At 40.6% G+C, this 15973-nt stretch carries 11 protein-coding genes; 5 read left to right on the top strand and 6 right to left on the bottom strand.

The features are described 5' to 3' along the window. Nucleotides 1–7: 7 nt before the first annotated feature. Together purC and CDOM16189_RS05050 are read right to left on the bottom strand one after the other, a co-directional pair. Entirely contained in the window at nucleotides 8–718 is a 711-nt protein-coding gene (gene purC / locus CDOM16189_RS05055; protein ID WP_169974584.1) for a phosphoribosylaminoimidazolesuccinocarboxamide synthase, read from the bottom strand. A gap of 15 nt (nucleotides 719–733) precedes the next feature. Further along, entirely contained in the window at nucleotides 734–2038 is a 1305-nt protein-coding gene (locus tag CDOM16189_RS05050) for a S41 family peptidase (protein WP_502707253.1), read from the bottom strand. Between the two features lie 262 nt (nucleotides 2039–2300). Between CDOM16189_RS05050 and CDOM16189_RS05045 the strand changes: the two genes are divergently transcribed. Beyond that, nucleotides 2301–4877 carry an ATP-dependent Clp protease ATP-binding subunit gene (locus tag CDOM16189_RS05045; protein ID WP_169974588.1) on the top strand — a complete coding sequence of 859 codons (2577 nt, stop codon included), beginning with the start codon at nucleotides 2301–2303 and terminating at the stop codon, nucleotides 4875–4877. 154 nt (nucleotides 4878–5031) lie between these two features. Here CDOM16189_RS05045 and CDOM16189_RS05040 read toward each other — a convergent pair whose 3' ends face one another. After that, entirely contained in the window at nucleotides 5032–6099 is a 1068-nt protein-coding gene (locus tag CDOM16189_RS05040; protein ID WP_170000790.1) for a tyrosine-type recombinase/integrase, read from the bottom strand. A 153-nt stretch (nucleotides 6100–6252) separates the two neighbouring features. Here CDOM16189_RS05040 and CDOM16189_RS05035 point away from each other — a divergent pair, with 153 nt between their 5' ends. Both CDOM16189_RS05035 and CDOM16189_RS05030 read left to right on the top strand, forming a co-directional pair. Further along, the gene (locus CDOM16189_RS05035) at nucleotides 6253–6993 is read left to right on the top strand and encodes a 4Fe-4S dicluster domain-containing protein (protein ID WP_169940815.1); all 741 of its coding nucleotides are present in this window, start codon (nucleotides 6253–6255) and stop codon (nucleotides 6991–6993) included. Between the two features lie 12 nt (nucleotides 6994–7005). Next, complete coding sequence (locus CDOM16189_RS05030) at nucleotides 7006–9996, top strand: molybdopterin-dependent oxidoreductase (RefSeq protein ID WP_169974590.1); 2991 nt, start codon at nucleotides 7006–7008, stop codon at nucleotides 9994–9996. Nucleotides 9997–10149: 153 nt separating this feature from the next. On the opposite strand, the gene CDOM16189_RS05025 is transcribed toward CDOM16189_RS05030, so the two are convergent. Genes CDOM16189_RS05025 through pta form a run of 3 tightly spaced genes read right to left on the bottom strand, consistent with a single transcriptional unit; the run spans nucleotide 10150 to nucleotide 13198 of the window. After that, nucleotides 10150–10578 (bottom strand): VOC family protein, encoded by a 429-nt coding sequence (locus CDOM16189_RS05025; protein WP_169974591.1) that lies wholly within the window; start codon nucleotides 10576–10578, stop codon nucleotides 10150–10152. 44 nt (nucleotides 10579–10622) lie between these two features. Further along, entirely contained in the window at nucleotides 10623–11819 is a 1197-nt protein-coding gene (locus tag CDOM16189_RS05020) for an acetate/propionate family kinase (protein WP_169974592.1), read from the bottom strand. Further along, complete coding sequence (pta, locus tag CDOM16189_RS05015; RefSeq protein ID WP_169974594.1) at nucleotides 11816–13198, bottom strand: phosphate acetyltransferase; 1383 nt, start codon at nucleotides 13196–13198, stop codon at nucleotides 11816–11818. Before pta ends, CDOM16189_RS05020 begins: the two co-directional genes overlap by 4 nt. 73 nt (nucleotides 13199–13271) lie before the next feature. Between pta and flgH the strand changes: the two genes are divergently transcribed. Together flgH and CDOM16189_RS05005 are read left to right on the top strand one after the other, a co-directional pair. Then, entirely contained in the window at nucleotides 13272–13976 is a 705-nt protein-coding gene (gene flgH, locus CDOM16189_RS05010; RefSeq protein ID WP_169974596.1) for a flagellar basal body L-ring protein FlgH, read from the top strand. A 307-nt stretch (nucleotides 13977–14283) separates the two neighbouring features. Next, nucleotides 14284–15972, top strand: coding sequence for an acetolactate synthase large subunit (locus tag CDOM16189_RS05005; RefSeq protein ID WP_169974821.1), 1689 nt, complete (start codon nucleotides 14284–14286; stop codon nucleotides 15970–15972). The last annotated feature ends 1 nt before the right edge of the window (nucleotide 15973 follow it).

The following is a 15973-nucleotide window of genomic DNA, read 5'->3' as shown; positions in this document are numbered from 1 at the left end:
ATAACCTTTATGATAAAATTCTTCTTAAAACCTCTTCGTAGGCTACTTTTACATTTCCAATATCTTGTCTAAATCTATCTTTGTCAAGCTTTTCATTTGTATCGGCATCCCAAAATCTGCAACTATCAGGACTAATTTCGTCTGCTAGTATAATATTTCCATCTTTATCTACGCCGAATTCGACTTTAAAATCAACAAGTTTTAACTTTCTATCCGCGAAAAATTTAAACAATACAGAGTTTATCTCTCTACCTAAATGCTTTAGTCTATCAAGGTCGTTTTCGCTCTTTACAAGCCCCATAGCCAGGCAGTGTTCGTCGTTTACCAAAGGATCATGCAGTGCATCATCTTTGTAATATAGCTCAACCAAAGCAAAAGGCAGAACTGTTCCGTCAGGTATAGCCAAGCGCTTAGTAAGTGAACCTGTAGCTATATTTCTTACTACTACTTCAAGAGGGATGATTTTGCATTTTTTAATCAGTTGTTCGGTATCGTTAAGCGTTTTCACTAAGTGAGTTTCTATACCCTTTTCTTTTAAAAGATTGAAAAGTTGCGTTGAAATTTTATTATTTAGAGCGCCTTTTCCAGCCTCGTTTCCTCTTTTTTGAGCATCAAAAGCTGTTAAGTCGTCTTTAAACTCAGCTATCAAAAGATCCGCGTCATCAGTCGCGTACATCTTTTTCCCTTTTCCTTCGTAGATTAGCTCTTTTTTCTCCATCCTGTTCTCCTTAATTTATTTGATTTTTAACACTTTTATAGCATCTATAGCAGATTTTAGCTGCATGTCCTCATTGACTTTTGCTTGAGCCAGTATAGTCTTATCTTCTTTTGCTTCATCTTTTTTAGCTGTTAAATTTGTATCTTGCTTATGGTCTGCGATTTTTGTTAGCTCATTTTCAAGATGTTTTTTTAATTCACTCTCTTTTATCGCAAACATACTCGATTCCTCTTGAGGAACCTTGCCAGGAAATACTTTTATATCAGGAGTTACGCCTACCGCTTGTATTGTTCGCCCACTTGGCAGGTAATATCTAGCTATAGTAAGCCTTAGCGCCTCTTTTCCGTCTACCGGTAATATTATCTGCACGCTTCCTTTGCCAAATGTGTTTTCTCCTACAACAACAGCTCTTTTATGATCTTGTAGAGAACCGCTTACAATCTCGCTAGCGCTTGCACTTCCGCCGTTTACCAAAACAACCAAAGGAAGATTTGTTATTTTGTTGCTTCTTGATGCCTTGTATTCTGAATTTTCACTTGAATTTCTTCCTTTTTGAGAGACGATTATTCCGCTATCTACGAATAAATTTGTAAGTCCGACCGCTTGGTTTAAAAGTCCGCCAGGGTTATTACGAAGATCTAGAACAATACCTTCCGCTTTTGGATATTTTTTAATAAAATCTTCAGCTTTTTGAGTAACATGTTTATCGAAATTTGTTACTCTAAGATAGAGTATATTTTCATTTTCTATCATCTTTGCATAGACTGATTCTACAGATATTATATCGCGAATCAGTTTGATGTCAAACGGCTTTGGCTCGCCTTTTCTTACTATTGTTATGGTTATAGGCGTTTTAGGCTTGCCGCGCATCTTGTTTACAGCCTCTTCTATAGTCGTTCCAAGGGTTGCATTGCCGTCTATTCTCAGGATGATATCACCACTCTTTACTCCAGCCTTATCCGCAGGTGTGCCTTCGATAGGTGATATAACGGTAAGTGCACCATCTTTAATGCCTACCGTGATACCAAGTCCTCCAAATTCACCGTTTGTCTGAACTTGCATATCCTTAAAGGCTTTTTCGTTTAAAAATCCAGAATGCGCATCAAGGTTGTTTAAAAGCCCTTCGATCGCCTTATCTACGATCTCTTTAAATTTCATATCATCTACATAGTATTTTTCAACCGTTGATATTGTCTTTGTAAGCTTAGATAGAGCTTCCACTCTTGCGCTCGCATCATCTTCATTGTTTTTTGCATTCAGGTTTGCTGTGATTAATGTGGCGGTAAGTGCTACAGAAATCAGTCCTGAAGTGAAAAAAATCCCCTTCCTACTCAAAGAATTCTCCTATATATTAAATGGGCTTAATTATAGAAAAAATTGTATAAAAAGTCGCTAAATTTAAGCTATTATGGATTTAAATTTTAGAAATTAAAAGATTGATTTGTATAAATTTTGCGTTAAATTTTTTACAAATTATAACCAAATTTATATATTTATATGCAATGCATATACTAATGAAACTTGACAATACTTCACTAAAGTTATATAATATAAATAATATAAAACTAAATAAGGAGATAAAATGGCAAACATAGGTGAAAGTTTAACTGCACAGATGCAAGAAGCTCTTGAAAACGGTATAAGTTTAGCTTTGCACGCTAAAAATCCGCAAGTCTTGCCTTTGCACGTTTTTTGGGGGTTGGTTACGGACTCGGCTTCCATACTAAATCAAGTCTTTAATCAGATGTCAATCTCAAAAAATGCTGTTGATTTAGAGGTCAAAAGCAAAATTTCAAGCCTTGCGACAAGCTCGAATGTAAGCAAAGAAAATATCCAAATTTCTCGCGAGCTTTTAAATTCGCTTGAGAGCGCAAAGGCTCTTATGGTAAGTATGGGCGATAGCTTTATAGCGGTTGATACTTGGATAATTTCGGCTTTAGAGCTTAAAGAGATAAGAGAAATTTTGGCTAAATTTACCGATGTGCTTGAGATCAAAAAGAGTTTAGAAGCCATTAGGGCAGGGCGCAAGATAGACACTCAAACAAGCGACGAAACTCTTGATAGTTTGGAAAAATTCGGTATCGATCTAACCAAAAAGGCTATAAACGCCGAGCTTGATCCGGTTATCGGACGAGATGAAGAGATAACTAGGATGATGCAAATTCTAATAAGAAAGAGCAAAAACAATCCTATCTTACTTGGCGAACCGGGTGTCGGAAAAACGGCGATAGTCGAGGGGCTAGCTCAAAAGATAGTTTCAAAAGACGTTCCCGTAAGTCTTATGAACAAGCGAGTCATCGCGCTTGATATGAGCGCTCTTATCGCTGGCGCAAAGTATAGGGGTGAATTTGAAGATAGGCTAAAAGCCGTCATAAACGAGGTAAAAAGCGCGGGAAATATCATACTTTTTATCGATGAAATTCATACTATCGTAGGTGCGGGAGCGAGCGAGGGAAGTATGGACGCAGCAAACATACTAAAGCCTGCACTAGCGCGCGGAGAGCTGCATGCCGTGGGTGCAACGACGCTAAAAGAGTATAGAAAGTATTTTGAAAAGGATGCCGCACTCCAGCGTAGATTTCAGCCGATTGATGTAAAAGAGCCAAGTGTAAATGAGGCCTTGCAAATTTTGCGCGGTATAAAGGAGCGTTTAGAGGTTCATCATAGTGTAAGCATAACTGACAGCGCTTTGGTAGCGGCTGCAAAGCTAAGCGACCGCTATATCTCAAACCGCTTTTTGCCTGATAAGGCGATAGATTTAATCGATGAAGCGGCTGCCGAGCTTAAGATGCAGATAGAAAGCGAGCCTTATGAGCTGGCTAAGATTAAGCGCGAGATAGTTACCTTGCAGGTTGAAAAAGAGGCGCTTAAGATGGAAGATGAGGCTAAAAACGAAGAGCGTCTTAAAGAGATAGAGAAAGAAATTGCCGATTTAAACGAGAAAAAGCAAGCTCTTGAAGTGAAATTTGAAAATGAAAAGAGCGTATTTAACGGAATTTCAAATGCAAAAAAAGAGATAGAAACTCTTAAAAACGAGGCTGAGATAGCTCGTAGAAACGGCGATCTTCAAAAGGCTGCCGAGATAGAATACGGCAAAATTTTAGATGCTTCAAATCGCCAAAAAGAGCTTGAGGTAAAGTGGGAAGAGATGAAAAAGGCGGGCGTGTTGCTTAAAAATCAAGTTGATGAAGAGCTTGTTGCGGGAATTTTAAGCAAGTGGACGGGAATTTCGGTTTCAAAGATGCTAACGAGCGAGAAGCAAAAATATCTGATGATAGAGGATCACTTAAGAGATAGCGTGGTAGGACAAGATCCTGCGCTTCACGCTCTAGCAAGAGCTATCAAACGAAATAAAGCGGGACTTAATGAAGGTTCTCGCCCGATAGGTTCGTTTCTTTTCCTTGGTCCAACAGGTGTGGGTAAGACCCAGTCGGCTAAGGCTTTGGCTAAATTTTTGTTTGATGACGAAAGGTCGCTTATACGCTTTGACATGAGCGAATATATGGAAAAGCACAGCGTCTCAAGGCTTCTTGGGGCGCCTCCGGGATATGTAGGATATGATGAGGGAGGACAGCTAACCGAGGCCGTTAGAAGGCGCCCTTATAGCGTGATACTATTTGACGAGATAGAAAAGGCGCATAAAGATGTATTTAATATCCTGCTTGGCATTATGGATGACGGGCGAGCTACTGATAATAAAGGTGTGACTGTTGATTTTAAAAATACGATCATTATCCTAACCTCAAACATCGCTTCAAATTTTATCATGGATTTAAAGGGTGAGCAGAGAGAAGAGGCTGTTAAAAACGAGCTGAAAAGCTACTTTAAGCCAGAGTTTTTAAACAGGCTTGATGATACTATCATCTTTAATCCGCTAAGCGAAGAAGGGCTTGTTCAAATCGTAGCAATTATGTTTAAAGAGCTTGAAAAGACGCTTCTAAATCGCGGCATTAAGGCTAGCATGACTGAAGAGGCTAAGAAATTTATAGCCAAAGCCGGATTTGACATAGTATATGGCGCTAGACCGCTTAGGCGCGCACTTTATGAGCTGGTAGAAGACCGCTTAGCCGATATGATACTAAAAGACGAGCTTGAAAGTGGCGATGAGATCGTGATAAGCTCAAACGGTGAAGATATATCCATAGAAGTTTTAAGATAGTTTAAAGAGCCTATTTAAGGCTCTTTACTTACTCGTTATTATTTTGATTAGTCGCGATAACTTGCAGTAAAATTTGCGACATAAACAGCTTTTTTAATAAAACTTAAGTCAAATATTTATATACCTCAAAGCTGTTTTAAGCTTTAGCTTTATCTTAGTTTTTTGAATTCATATCCTCTGCGATTTGGGCTGCCAGCTTTAGCTTCTCGCTATCAAAATGCGTATAAATTCGCGATGTATTTAAGCTTGCATGCCCGAGTGCTTCTTGCACTAGCACAAGATCTTTTTGCTTTTTATATAACATTGTCGCAAAGGTGTGGCGAAGCATGTGAGCGCCGTTTTTTTCCTTGCGAATTCCTGCCTTAAACAAAATTTGCTCGACTATCCTACTTACGTAAGCTTGCGTTAGGCGCGTACCTTTTTTGTTTATAAAGAGATAGCCTTCTTTATTTATATAGTTTATCGCTATCGCGTCAAGATGAGCTTCTATGAGGTGGCGCTTTATCATTACTATTCTGTATTTGTTGCCTTTGCCGCGAATTCTTATAGTGTATAAATCGCCATCTTCCGTTATATCCTTGCGCTTTAAATTCAGAGCCTCGCTCACGCGAATTCCCGTAAATATTATCGTCTTTATGATGAGCTTGTTTCTGTTTGTATTTACCTTAAAGTCGCTATTTTCGATAGCTTCTAAAAACCTCTTAACTTCTTCCTCGCTCATAAATTCAGGCAGTTTTTGTCCCCGCGTTCCGCTTATGCCGCCCCAGTTTTTAAGCGAGATATCGTATATGTGGGTTCTGCCGTCCTCTTCGTTTTGCTTATCTAAAAACGAAAAGAAATTTATAACCGAAATTCTGTAGTTTTTCTTGCTTGCATCGCTTAGTCCGCCCGTCGTGCTAGCTAAAATTTCGCTTAAAAGCTCTTCGTCTATCTGTTTTAAGCTCTCAAGCTCGTAAAAACAAAGCGTTTCATAAATTTTTTTAAGTGGGTTAAAGTAGGTATTTATACCGGTAAGTCCAGCGTTTCTAGCTGATTTTACAAGTCCGTCAAGCTCGTTTATGCTCCTTACGCTACGACTTAAAGAATAATTTACGCTAGCAAGAGCTTTTGGGTCTCTTAGCTCCTTGTTTGAAAGCGAACTTAGCTTAAATTTAACGTATCTCGTTAGCCAAAAAAGAAATGACTTTTCAAAACTATCTTTACAATCAAGCGGGTATTTCAAATGTTTTCCTTGCGAAATTTTAGATAATGGAAATTATATCAAATTTATACACCTGAAAATATAATTAAAATAAAAAGTTAAATTTAACAATAACTTTAAGTTAATTTATGTTAAATTTCTCAAGTTTTAAACTTTTTGATAAAGGGGAAAAGAATGCAATCAACCTGTAATTCGCGTCGCAGTTTTATGGCTGCTGCGGGACTGTTTGTTGCGGCTACCGCTTTAAAAGCCGCACCGACTAAGTTTGAAGAGGGTAAAGGGGAGCGCTTTGGTATGGTGATAGACCTTACGCGCTGTATCGGATGTCAATCCTGTACTATGAACTGTGCTATGGAAAATGACGTTCCCGCAGGGATGTTTAGAACTATAGTTTCAGAATACGAAGCTTACGCAAAAGACGGTAAAAGAGCTGCTATGGCTTCACTTCCAAGACTTTGCAATCACTGCGAAAGCCCTGCTTGTATCGATATGTGTCCAACTGGCGCAAGCCATCAAAGAAGCAACGGTATCGTTAAGATAAACAGCAGCGAGTGCATAGGCTGCGCGCTTTGCGTTGAGGCCTGTCCGTATCACGCAAGATATTTTAATCCAACTACTCTAAAAGCCGATAAATGCACATTCTGTGATCATAGACTTCGTGCGGGACTTCTTCCAAGCTGTGTGGAAACCTGTGTAGGCGGAAGCCGTATAATGGGCGACTTAAACGATCCAAATTCAAATATCAGAAAATTTTTAGCAACTCACGAGACTATGGTTATAGATAGTCCGAAAAATACAAATCCGCAAGTGTTTTACTACGGTGTTAGCGAGGTTTTAACCAAAAACGACGTAGAAGCGGAGAAGGAAGCAGGCTATAAACGAGTCGTTCACTGGAACGAAGAGATAACGCTTTAAGAGGAGCTAAAGATGCAAAGACGAGATTTTATTAAAAAAGCTATGATCGCTTCGGCTCTTCCTGTGGCTGCCGTTGCAAATAAAGATGAAAAAGTAGATGATTATAAGGTGCAAGGAAATTCTCATGAGCCTGAATTTAAAGTAATAGACGGCAAAGTCGTCATGAATGAAGGACACTCCATAGTATTTTCTATGTGTCACGGGTGCACCACAAAATGCGGTCTTAGGCTTCATATAGACGATAAAAATGATCGCGTTCTTCGCTCGGTGGGAAATCCTTTCCATCCGCTTGCAAATTTCCATTGGATGCCTTACAACACCTCTATAAACGACGCGCTAATAGCTACGACCAGAAGCGGCAATGACGATCAGCGAGCTACCGTTTGCGTTAGGGGCGCTATGCTTCCTGAGATGCTTTATTCGCCGATTAGAATTCTCTCTCCGCTTAAAAGAGTTGGCAAAAGAGGCGAGGGTAAGTGGCAGACTATCAGCTTTGAGCAGCTCATAGAAGAGGTTGTCGAGGGTGGAGATCTATTTGGAGAAGGACACGTAGACGGACTTCGTGCTATCTACTCCGATGAGCTAATCGATCCCGAAAATCCCGAATACGGCACCAAACGCAACCAGCTCTTAAGCTTTTATCTATATGACGGCAGAAGCGATATCGTTGATAGATTTATGAAAAAGTCATTTGGCACCGTTAATCACTACTCGCACGGAGGAATTTGCGGCGGCGGATTTAGAGCGGGCGGCAAGATAGCTCACAACGCGGGCGGATTTGCTCATACTAAGCCTGATTACGAGCACTCTAAATTTAGTATTTATTGGGGTACTTCGCCGGGTAATGGCGGAAATCCTTTCCAAAAGCAAGCTAAGATGGTGTCTTACGCAAGAAGCTCGGATAACGGATTTACTTACGCTGTCATCGATCCGACGGTTTCAAATTCTATCAAATACGCCACAAGCGATAAGGCTCGCTGGATAGGCATAAAGCCCGGTATGGATTCAGCGCTTGCTATGGCGATGATAAGATGGATAATCGAAAATGAAAAATACGCTACAAACTACCTCATCCAGCCGAATTTAGAGCAAGCCAAGCTGGCAGGCGAAATTCACTGGTGCAACGCAACTCACCTAGTCATAACTCAAAAAGGACATAAAGATTACGGCAAATTTGCGCGAGTTAATGACGAGTGGCAAGTATGCTCGCAAAGCGGTAAAATCCAAAGCTATAAAGTAAATGAGCCTGCTAAACTCTACTACAAAGGCAAGATAGAAATAGAGGGCAAAAAAGTAGCGGTAAAAAGCTCTATGCAGCTTCTTAAAGAGTCGGCCTTCAAGCACACCATGAAAGAGTATTCGGAGCTTTGCGGCGTGAGCATGGATGATATACTTTGGCTTTGTGAAAATTTCACAAAAAACGGTCGCCAAGTAAGCACGAACGTCCACGGCGGCATGATGCATACGCAAGCTGCAATGAGTACTTACGCGATACTTTGCTTAAATACACTCATGGGCACTTACGGCTACAAAGGCGGAAACGTAAATGCAAGCGCAGGCACGCATAAATTTATGAGCGGCAGATATGAGCTTGAGAAATTTGACGGCGCATATAAGCCAAGCGGTGTGAATTTGTCCCGCTCGGGCAAATACTACGAGACAAGCTCGGAATTTAAGCGCAAAGTAGCAGCGGGCGGCACGGGCTATCCTGCACAGCAACCTTGGTATCCTATCTCTATGCCGCTTATAAACGAAACTCTTACAAGTCATGCGGTTGGATATCCTTATAAGGCTAAAATTTTCATCAACTACATGACAAACGTCATCTACGGACAAGCTGGGCTTGAAACGGCGGTGAAAGACTCTCTAAAAGATAGCCGTGATCTGCCGCTATTTATCGGTATAGACGCATTTATGAATGAAACTAACGCGTATGCCGACTACATCGTGCCTGACGGGTTAAATTTAGAAAACTGGGGTATGCCAAACGCACTTTGGGGAACTATAACCAAAACTTCAGTCGTGCGCTATCCTGCGGTAACTCCAAGACAAGATAGGGATAAAAACGGCACGCCGATAGATGTGGAGCTATTTTATATAACTATCGCTAAAAAGCTTGGACTAAAAGGCTTTGGCAAGGGTGCCTTTAAGGATAAAGACGGCAATGCTATGGATTTAGACAATAAAGAGCAGTTTTATGCTGCCGCACTTGCGAATTTGGCCTTTGACGGCGAAGCGGTAAGCGACATCAGCAAAGAAGATGCCGAGCTTAGTAAAATTCACAGAGTTATGCCAAAGATAGAAAAATATCTCAAAAAAGAAGAGGTGGCAAAGGTCGCTCACGTGCTTGCAAAAGGCGGAAGATACGATGATTATACGACTGCATATAAGGGTGATAAGGCGACTGTAAAAGTGCCTGCGCCAAATCCCGCCTCGATATACTACGAGCCGCTTGGCGGACATCGCCACTCTATCACGGGCGAATACATGCCTGGCACTCCTACGCTGATGAAGCCTGTGGCAAGCGACGGAACTCCGCTTGAAAAATTCTTCCCGAAATCCGAGTGGAAATATCTAGTAAGCTCGAAAAAATCAAACGCGCAGCACTACTACACTATAATGAGTGATAGGATGAGAAGCATACATCCCGTAAATTTCGTGCGTATCAGCGAAGATATAGCAAAAGAGAAGGGTATCAAAACGGGTGATGAGGTGAAAATCGTAACTCCATACGCAAGCGCAAAAGGCACGGCATTTGTAACAAACGGCGTTGCAAAAGGCGTTATAAGCCTTGAACACGGCTTTGGACACACCGAATTTGGTGCCAGAACTCACTATATAGACGGCAAACCGGCACTTAGGATAGAAGGAACCGAAGTGGGTATAAACCACAACCTACTTGGTCTGCTTGATCCAAAACGCAAAGGCAAATTTAGCCTTAATGACTGGCTTGTAGGCACCTGCGCCAGACAAGCGCTACCTGCAAATATCTATAAAATTTAGCCTTTTAGGCGCTAGGCTAGCTATCTTGGCTAGCCTAAATTTCTCAAATACATAGTAAAATATCTCTTTTAAAAAGCAAATAGGAATCATCTTGTATTAGTTTGCGAAACAATAAAATGAGATTGTGTTTTGAGATGATATTTTCTATCTTTACTAAAATTTTAATAATCCGTTTTCATCGTATTTAAAATCAGGACCCCACACCACTTCCCAGTAATAGCCGTCCAAATCTGTAAAATAGGCATGATATCCGCCCCAAAAGACATCTTGCGGCTCTTTTACGATTACTCCTCCCGCCTTTCTTACTAGCTCAATAACCTCATCTACCTCTTTTTTGCTCTTTACATTATAAGCAAGCGTAATTCCCGCAAAACCGCTACCTGTCGGCGGGCTGGATTCATTAATGTCCTTGCTTAGCAATTCAAGTGGGAATAACTCAAATTTTGTTCCAAAAGTATCGAAAAATACAACATTTGGATTACTCTCTTTGCAGTTAGTTTTAAATCCTAATTTGTCCCTATAAAACTCCAGAGCCTTCTTCATATTTCTTGTTCCCAGACAAACGCAAGTGATTTTATTCATTTAGTTCTCTTAAATTTAGATTTATTTTGTCATAATTACGTATTTTAATTGTTTTCTATCACCCTTTTTGTTTCAAGTGCTATCTCAAGCTCTTCGTTTGTAGGAATGATTAAAGTTTTTATAGATGCTTTGTCAGCGTCTATACACCTAGCTCCGCTTGCTTTAGCAAAATTTAATTTATGATCTATATTTATGCCAAGATGCGCTAAATCGCCGCAAATTTTCTCTCTACTATATGGTGCATTTTCTCCGATACCGCCTGTAAAGATAAGCGCATCAACACACCCAAGCACAGCATAGTAAGCTCCGATATATTTTTTGATACGGTAGCAAAACATCTCAAAGGCCAGGTGAGCCCTTTCATCGTGTTCCATCTTTGCAACTACCTCTCTCATATCGTTTGAGCCGCAAATTCCAAGCAGTCCGCTCTTTTTGTTTAAAAAGGCATCTATCTCATCAGCCTTTAGTTCGCCTAAATTTAGCAGATAGGTTATAATCGCAGGATCCATATCGCCGCTTCTTGTGCCCATTATAAGCCCCTCAAGCGGACTAAGCCCCATGGAAGTATCCACACTTTTGCCATTTTGAATAGCACAAACAGAAGCGCCATTTCCAAGATGAAGAGAGATAGCGTTAAATTTACTATAATCTATGTCAAGCATTTGTGCGGCAGTCTTTGTCACATAGTGGTGTGATGTGCCGTGAAAGCCGTATCTGCGGATATGTAAGCGCTTGCAAAGCTCGTAAGGTAGGGCATATCTATAGGCATATTCAGGCATTGTCTGATGAAAAACCGTATCAAACACAACCACATGAGGCACCTTTTCGCCGCTCTCTTGCATGGCGTTTCTTATGCCGGCTAGATGTCCAGGATTATGAAGCGGGGCGAGTATTGAGTTTTGCTCTATTTTAGTAATCACATCTTTATTTACCAAAGCAGACTCTGTAAAACTCTCTCCGCCGTGCACTATCCTGTGTCCTATTCCGTCAAGCTCGCTTAGATCGTGCAGTATATTTGAAGCCACAAAAAGACTTGTCATCACCTCAAGTCCCTCGTGGTGATCTTTTATAGCTAAATTTTCCTCATATATCCTATCTTTAGCCGTATCTTTTAGCTTGGCGTATGAGCTGCTTTCGCCGATTTTTTCGATAAGTCCGCTTGCTATGACATGATTGTCTTTCATATTAAAAAGTTGAAATTTTATAGATGAGCTACCCGAATTTAAGACTAAAATTTTCACTTTTTCTCTCCTGCTTGTATTGCTGTTATTAAAACCGTATTTATGATGTCATCCACCAAACATCCTCTGCTTAGGTCATTTACCGGTTTTTTTAATCCTTGTAAAATAGGTCCTATGGCTATGCAATGACCGCTTCTTTGAGCTATTTTGTAGCCTATATTGCCTGAATTTAAATTTGGAAATACAAAGACATTGGCGCGTCCAGCTACCTCGCTATTTGGTATCTTCTTTCTAGCCACTCCAATATCTATTGCTGCGTCATATTGTATAGGTCCTTCAACCTTAAGCTCAGGTTCAAGCTCGTTAATGATCTTTTTTGCCTCTTTGACTAGATCTGTGTCGCTTCCTTCGCTACTATTTCCAGTGGCGTATGAGAGTAGGGCGACTCTGGGTTCTATTCCAAACTCAACCGCTGTTTTAGCGGATGAGATTGCTATATGAGCTAGCGCATTAGCATCTGGATTTGGTATTACGGCGCAATCTGCATATATTAAAATTTCCTCGCCCATACACATTACAAATGAGCTTGATACTAATGGGCTATCAGGAGTTGTTTTTATGATTTGAAATGCCGGTCTAACGGTATCTGCGGTGTTTGTGCTAGCTCCGCTTACCATGGCATCGGCAAGTCCGGTTTGCACCATCATAGTGCCAAAGTAAGTCTTATCCAGGATAAGCTCTTTTGCTTTTTCCAGACTCATTCCTTTATGCTTTCTAAGCTCGTAAAGCTCCTTTGCAAAGCTCTCTTGAAATACGTTTTTTTCTAAATTTATAAATTTAACTCCGCTTAAATTTATACCAAGCTCATCGGCTCTGCTTTTTACGGCGGTTTCGTCTCCAAGAAGAGTTAAATTTACGGCACCGGTTTGCATTAAAAGCTCACTAGCCTTTAGAATTCTCTCATCGTTACTCTCGGGTAAAACGACCATTTTTTTGTCTTTACTTGCCGTTTCTATTAGTAAATTCTCAAATCTAAAAGGAGTTATTATGCTCTGCTGCGCGTCCAAAACCTCGTCTAAATTTGAACTTATAACTAAATTTGAGTTGATATTTAGGGCTTTTAGATTTTTTTCACTAAAAACAGGAGTGTTAAGATGCCTGGCAAGAAGTAAATTTAACTCAAATTTCCCCAAATTTGAGAATGCTTCAAAGGCTCTAACGACTACTAAATCATATTTTTTTTGCAGCCTGTTAAATTCTTTTATAATGCTTTTTATAAGCTCTTTTTCATGACCATTTTCAAATGCTACCGCAGCCTCTTTGGTGCATACAAAACCTCCTATCGGCTCAAATACGGTTACATTTTTAAATTTTGCTGATATAATTTCATAAATTTTTGAAAAATTGGCAGTTATTAGATAAATTCCTTTAGATTTCATCTACTCTCCTTAAATATTAGTGGAACTTTAATTGCTTAATTTTATCATAAATATTCAGATTAAGGTAAATTTTATGAATGCTAAATTTTATCTCTCCTTTGTTTGTGTATCACTTATTTTTAGCGGTTGCGTACCAAGTGCAGATCCTAAGATAGATATGAAGCCTCCGGTATATGTAGAGCAGTTGCCGGCAAAGCAGATAAATAATCAGCCAAATACGGGAAGTCTATTTGGAAGGGGAGATAATCCGCTTTTTTCAGATAGAAAGGCCATGAATGTCAATGATATAGTAACCGTAATAATAAGTGAAAGCGCAAATCAAAGCTCGAGCGGTAAAAGAAATACCAATAAAGATAGCACGATAAAGCTCTCAGGAGGTGTATTTAGCGCCGGCTCAGCCCCACTATCTACAGTAGCAAATCAGCTAAACAAACTTGGCGATATAGGTTTTAGTGCAGGCGGGGGTAATGAATTTAGTGGTGCCGCATCAAATAGCAGAACCGAAAGTTTTAAAACTACGATCTCTGCACGTATTATCAAGGTTCTTGAAAACGGAAACTACTTTATCGAGGGTTCAAGAGAGCTTCTTATAAACGGAGAAAAGCAGATCGTGCAGCTAAGCGGCGTCATAAGACCTTATGATATATCAAATTCTAATGAAATAGACTCAAAATATATCGCGGACGCAAAAATTTTATATAAAACCGAAGGCGATGTGGATAAATCAACGAGAAAGCCGTGGGGAACGAAGCTTATGGAGGCTATCTGGCCTTTTTGATCGCTTGGTTTGGCTAAAATTTATTTTTGGCCATTATGCTCGGTCATACTAGACCGAGTGCACTCAACGGACAGACTTTTAAAATTAAATCAAACTATGCAGGTTCTGCCCGAAATATAAATTTGCTCTAAAATCATAAAATCTAAAACGACCAACCGCAAACAGATAAATTTATCCAAATTCTTATAAACCCCTTGCAATATCGTAACAAAACGAGGGTTAAAATTTAAAATCCAAATTTCATTTTACGCCTTTTTAAAGCTATAAAGCTTATAATTTAAACAAATTCAAAAAAGGCGTTGTTATGATAAAGGCAATTTCCGGCTCGCAGATGATCAGCGAAGCCTTGCATAAAGAGGGCGTTGAGATAGTTTTTGGCTACCCTGGCGGTGCGGCGCTTAACATCTATGATGAAACTTACAAGCAAAAGTATTTCAAGCATATTTTAGTGCGCCACGAGCAAGCTGCCGTTCACGCGGCTGATGGTTACGCAAGAGCAAGCGGCAAGGTCGGAGTGGCTTTTGTAACAAGCGGTCCTGGATTTACAAATGCCGTTACAGGGCTTGCTACGGCGTATTCTGATAGCATTCCTATCGTGCTTATAAGCGGTCAGGTCGCAAGCTCGCTCATAGGCACAGATGCCTTTCAGGAGATCGACGCGGTGGGAATTTCTCGCCCCTGTGTGAAACACAACTACTTAGTAAATAGCATCGAAGAGCTTCCAAGAATCTTAAAAGAGGCGTTTTACATCGCTCGCTCAGGTCGCCCGGGTCCCGTGCATGTGGATATACCAAAGGATATAACCGCTGCGATTGGCGATTTTGATTATCCACAAGAGATAAAAATGCTAACCTATAAGCCTACATACAAAGGCAACGCAAAGCAGATCAAAAAGGCTGCCGAAGCGATATCAGTAGCTAAAAGACCGCTGCTTTATTTGGGTGGCGGAGTTATAGCGTCAAATGCCAGTGAGCTTGTGAGAAAATTTGCTAAAAAGACAGGAATTCCTGCGATAGAGACTCTCATGGGGCTTGGAGTTTTAGCTCATGATGATGAAAATTTACTTGCGATGGCAGGTATGCACGGAAGCTATGCTGCAAATATGGCGCTAAGTGAGACTGACCTACTTATCGCGCTTGGAGCGAGGTTTGATGATAGGATAACGGGCAAGTTAAGCGAATTTGCAAGATACGCAAAGATAATTCACGTGGATATCGATCCAAGCTCGATCTCAAAGATAGTAAACGCGCATTTTCCGATAGTTGGTGATCTAAATTTCGTCCTTGAAGAGCTCATAGAAAAGGTCGAAGTAAACCCTGAAAACATCAAAGACTGGAAAGATATCCTCTCTCGCTACGACAAGCTAAATCCGCTTGCATACAGCGATAGCGATGAAATTTTAAAGCCGCAGTGGGTTATAGAAGAGACTGCCAAGATAGCGGGCGATGATACGATAATATCAACCGACGTAGGTCAGCACCAGATGTGGGCGGCGCAGTTTTATCCGTTTTCGCGACCAAGACAGCTCATAACTAGCGGCGGGCTTGGCACGATGGGATACGGTCTGCCTGCGGCGATTGGCTCAAAGTGTGCAGATCCTAAAAAAACGGTCATAAATTTTACAGGCGACGGATCGATTCTAATGAACATCCAAGAGCTAATGACCGCAGCAGAAAACGACATTGCGGTCATTAACATTATCCTAAATAACAACTTTTTGGGCATGGTGCGCCAGTGGCAGACGTTTTTTTACGAGAAGCGCTACTCTTCAACCGATCTTAGCGTGCAACCTGACTTCGTAAAGATCGTAGAGGGCTTTGGCGGAGTAGGGTTTGTCTGTAAAACCAAAGATGAGTTTAGAAAGGCGCTAAAAGAGGCGATCAAACTTGGCAAGGTGGCTATGCTTGATGTTAGAGTCGATCGCTTTGAAGACGTCCTTCCTATGGTGCCTGCGGGGGCTGCGATATATAATATGATATTAAAAAGCAAGGAATGAA

This window comes from Campylobacter sp. RM16189 (genome assembly GCF_012978815.1).
Classification (GTDB): Bacteria; Campylobacterota; Campylobacteria; order Campylobacterales; family Campylobacteraceae; genus Campylobacter_A.
This window is presented reverse-complemented; position numbering and strand designations above follow the sequence as displayed.

Bases quoted from the DNA above. Each gene is read 5' to 3' on its own strand.
- CDOM16189_RS05035 (WP_169940815.1), top strand. From the start codon at position 6,253: ATGCAATCAACCTGTAATTCGCGTCGCAGTTTTATGGCTGCTGCGGGA.
- flgH (WP_169974596.1), top strand. From the start codon at position 13,272: ATGAATGCTAAATTTTATCTCTCCTTTGTTTGTGTATCACTTATTTTT.
- pta (WP_169974594.1), bottom strand. From the start codon at position 13,198: ATGAAATCTAAAGGAATTTATCTAATAACTGCCAATTTTTCAAAAATT.
- purC (WP_169974584.1), bottom strand. From the start codon at position 718: ATGGAGAAAAAAGAGCTAATCTACGAAGGAAAAGGGAAAAAGATGTAC.
- CDOM16189_RS05025 (WP_169974591.1), bottom strand. From the start codon at position 10,578: ATGAATAAAATCACTTGCGTTTGTCTGGGAACAAGAAATATGAAGAAG.
- CDOM16189_RS05030 (WP_169974590.1), top strand. From the start codon at position 7,006: ATGCAAAGACGAGATTTTATTAAAAAAGCTATGATCGCTTCGGCTCTT.
- CDOM16189_RS05045 (WP_169974588.1), top strand. From the start codon at position 2,301: ATGGCAAACATAGGTGAAAGTTTAACTGCACAGATGCAAGAAGCTCTT.